Annotated in this window: 3 protein-coding genes; all 3 read right to left on the bottom strand. The window is 47.2% G+C overall.

Translation table 11 applies throughout. The annotated features are described in order from the left end of the window. On the bottom strand, positions 1-1,395 hold a 1,395-nt coding region (locus ACYC56_RS13295; RefSeq protein WP_461374656.1), incomplete at its 3' end, for a methyl-accepting chemotaxis protein. Between the two features lie 325 nt (positions 1,396-1,720). Continuing rightward, positions 1,721-2,764 carry a protein-glutamate methylesterase/protein-glutamine glutaminase gene (locus tag ACYC56_RS13290; RefSeq protein ID WP_461374657.1) on the bottom strand — a complete coding sequence of 348 codons (1,044 nt, stop codon included), beginning with the start codon at positions 2,762-2,764 and terminating at the stop codon, positions 1,721-1,723. Then, positions 2,757-3,734 (bottom strand): chemotaxis protein CheA (locus ACYC56_RS13285; RefSeq protein ID WP_461374655.1); only part of this gene is annotated, 978 nt, incomplete at its 5' end. The genes ACYC56_RS13290 and ACYC56_RS13285, both read right to left, overlap by 8 nt.

Raw genomic sequence — 3,734 nt, 5'->3', positions numbered from 1 at the left:
AAACTGTTTCATGTGTTCGGCTTGGGCGTTCATCTCTTCCGAGGCCGAAGCGGATTCCTCGGCACTGGAGGCATTCTTCTGGATAACCCGATCCATTTCCATGACCGCTTTGTTGATTTGTTCGATGCCCCGGGCCTGCTCATTGGAGGCCGCAGCAATTTCCCCGACCAGACCAGCCGCTTTCCGGGCCCCGATAGACACCCTTTCAAAGGCATCGTTGGTTTTGAGCACAATATCCGAACCGCTTTTGACCTTTTTGACCGTATCTTCAATCAGATTAGCTGTATTCTTGGCCGCTTCGGCGGCCCGCATGGACAGATTGCGGACCTCATCGGCCACCACGGCAAACCCGGCCCCGGCTTCCCCGGCCCGGGCCGCCTCCACGGCGGCGTTCAAAGCCAGCAGATTGGTCTGAAAGGCGATTTCATCGATGGTCTTAACGATCTTGCTGGTTTCCTCACCGGCGGAGGATATCCCTTTCATGGATTCGGTCAATTCCTTCATGGACTGGTTGGCCTCGTTCACCACTTGGCCGGTATCTTTCATCAGGGTATTGGCCTGATTGGCATTGTCGGCATTCTGTCTGGTCATGGAGGCCATCTCTTCCATGGAAGAAGAGGTTTCTTCCAGACCGGCAGCCTGTTCCGAAGCCCCTTCAGCCAGAGACTGGCTGGCCGAGGCCACCTGAGAGGAGGCTGAGGCCACCTGCTCGGCCCCTTCATTCAGACCATCGGCCACTGAACATATCGGCCGTGTAATGGACCGGCTGAAAAAAAAGCCCAGGGTTATAGCGATAATGAAACCGGCAATCATCGCCAGCACGGAAATCCATTTAACACGGGTGGCCTGATTTTCGGCTTGTTTGGATGAATCGGCGATCTTTTGTTCCACCTTCGATCGAACCTCGGCAAAGAATTTTTGGATATTATTCAGAGTGCCCTGGGTTTCGGTTTGATAAAAAGCCAGGGCCTCTTTTCTAAACTCTTTTCCTTTTTTTAATATTTTTTCCAATTCCTGAGCGGATTGATGCAGTCTTCGATGGGGTTCTTCCATTTGAACCAATATTTCCTTTAGACCCGGGATATCGGCCTCAGCTGCCTTCCGATCTTCTCCGTAGTACCATTTTCCAAACCCACATTGATGCTCATCTTTTTCTACTTCGATTTCGGTGGCATTTTCATTTCTTTGAAATTGTCCTACCTTTCTGGCCCAGTTCAGATGGTCCACTTCCCGCTGCAAGACCTCCTTGGTCAGATTTTGGGAATTATTCAATTTTCGGGAAGTGTCTGCCGAGTTGGATACTCCGATCCAGCCGATAAAGCCCACAATCAAGGTGATTAAAGCCACTGTCCCAAATCCCCCGATCAACTTCATGCTGAGTTTCATGTTTTTCATTTTCAATCTTTCTTTCGATCCTCTCTATTCGTTTTTACCCTTGAAAAACCAACGGCTTTTTTGATGATTAAAGATCCCGATTTTTCACTGGTTCTGATTCTTCTTTCAAAGAAAACTCCCTTTTCAGCTATATCGGAGAAAATAGAAATTTCTTAAGCGGTTCTTGATGAATTCAAAAATAATTCCTTTGGCACGGATTCAATAACAACTTTCTGTAGACCGGACAGGTGGGTTATTTCATTTTTCTCCCTTCCCCAAAAGTCGGTATAGGATCTGAAGTCTGAAGAAAAAAAATCGAGTTGATCGGTTGTTTTCAAAAAAAAAACTAAGACCGGTTTATTTGGTTGACAATTTCCTGGGTCATCCGATCCAAGGAAACGATTTTGTCGGCCGCTCCGATTTTTACGGCTTCCTTCGGCATGCCGTAAACGATACAACTGGCTTCGTCCTGAACCAGGGTGCCGGCCCCGGCCCCTTTCATGGCCAACAACCCTTGAGCCCCATCAGCTCCCATCCCGGTCAGAATGACTCCGACGGCATTATTGCCGACATATTGAGCCACGGAATTAAAAAGGACATCCACAGCCGGTCTCTGGTGGTGCACCAGAGGTCCATCTTTGACATTGACATAATATTTAGCCCCGTTACGGCGAATAAGCATATGAAAATTTCCCGGAGCAATCAAAGCCCGGCCATTAATCACCGAATCCCCGTCTTCAGCTTCCTTAACTTCGATTTTGCAGATTTGATTTAATCTTTCGGCAAAGGCCGTAGTAAAATTGGCCGGCATGTGCTGGACAATCACAATTCCTGGGGAATTCTGGGGCATATCGATCAAAATTTCCTTTAGGGCTTCTGTGCCTCCGGTCGAGGCCCCGATAGCAATGACTTTTTGAGTGGTTTCTTTTAAGGAATGAGTAATGGTCTTAATCTGAGGTCCAGAAGCTGGGAGAGGTTTCCTTTTCATATTCACCCGGGAGGCGGCTCTAATTTTCTCTTTGAGATGGATACACATATCGCCGACGGAATAAGCCCCCCCCGGTTTGGCCAAAACTTCGATAGCCCCATATTCAATGGCTTCCACAGCCATGGCACTGCCCTTGGGGGTCAAGGAGCTGACGATGATGACCGGCAGTGGATAATATTTCATCAATTTTTTCAGGAAGGTCAAACCGTCCATCCTCGGCATTTCAATGTCCAGGGTGATCACATCCGGTTTCAGCTTTACGATTTTATCACGGGCGATGAAAGGGTCAGGGGCTGTACCCACCACTTCGATATCTGCCTCCTTGGACAATTCCTCAGAAAAAATCTTCCGGACAATGGCCGAATCATCCACCACCAGAACCTTGATCTTTTGATCATTCATTTCTTGTTGTTTTCCCACGATATATTTCAAATATTCCGTTTACATCCAGTATCAGGCTGATCTGGCCATCTCCCAGAATCGCCCCACCGGCCACTCCCTTGACGGTCTTCAACTTTTCTCCTAGATTTTTAATGACCACCTCCTGCTTCCCCAGAAGGTCGTCCACCATGAGGCCTTTTTGAATCCCGTCATTTTCAACCACAACCACCAGCCCCTCCCAAGGTTTTTGGTCATGGGTTTGGATATTTAATAGATTATTCAGCCGTATCAAGGGCAACAAAGAATTTCTCACCTTGACCATTTCTTCTTTCTTTCCTACGGTAAAGACATCTTCAGGGGCAGGCCTTAAGGTTTCTTTTATTGTTACCGTCGGGATGATAAAACGCTCTTGTCCTATTTTGACTAAGATCCCGTCCATAATGGCCAGGGTCAAAGGGACACGGATGACAAATCGACAGCCTTTTCCCTCTATGGAATAGATCTCAATTTTCCCCCTTATTTTCTCAATGACTCTCTTGACCACATCCATGCCCACCCCGCGGCCGGAGACATCAGTGATCTTTTCCGCTGTTGAAAATCCCGGTTCAAAGATAAGGTTGTCAATCTGGAAGTCTGTCAATGAATTTTCTTCCAAAATTATTTTTCGCTCTCTGGCCTTAGCCAGTATTTTCCCCCTGTTCAGTCCCTGCCCGTTATCTTCAATTTCAATAACGATATTTCCCCCTTTTTGGTAGGCCCTCAAAGAAATCTCCCCGATTTCCGGTTTACCCGATTCCTTTCGTTTTTGAGGAGATTCAATCCCGTGATCCATTGAATTTCGGATCATATGCACCAAAGGATCATAGAGGGTATCGACCATATTCCTGTCAATTTCAGTCTCTTCTCCAGATAATTTCAAATCCACCTGCTTGCCTGATTTTTTGGACAGGTCCCTGACCAAGCGGATCATTTTTTGGAAAGAATGACGGAT

The organism is Candidatus Aquicultor sp., from assembly GCF_054640775.1.
The sequence above is the reverse complement of the archived record's forward strand: the minus strand, read 5'-3'. Positions and strand labels throughout refer to the sequence as shown.

Coding starts and splice junctions, on each gene's coding strand:
- ACYC56_RS13290 (WP_461374657.1), bottom strand. CDS start 2,764: ATGAATGATCAAAAGATCAAGGTTCTGGTGGTGGATGATTCGGCCATT.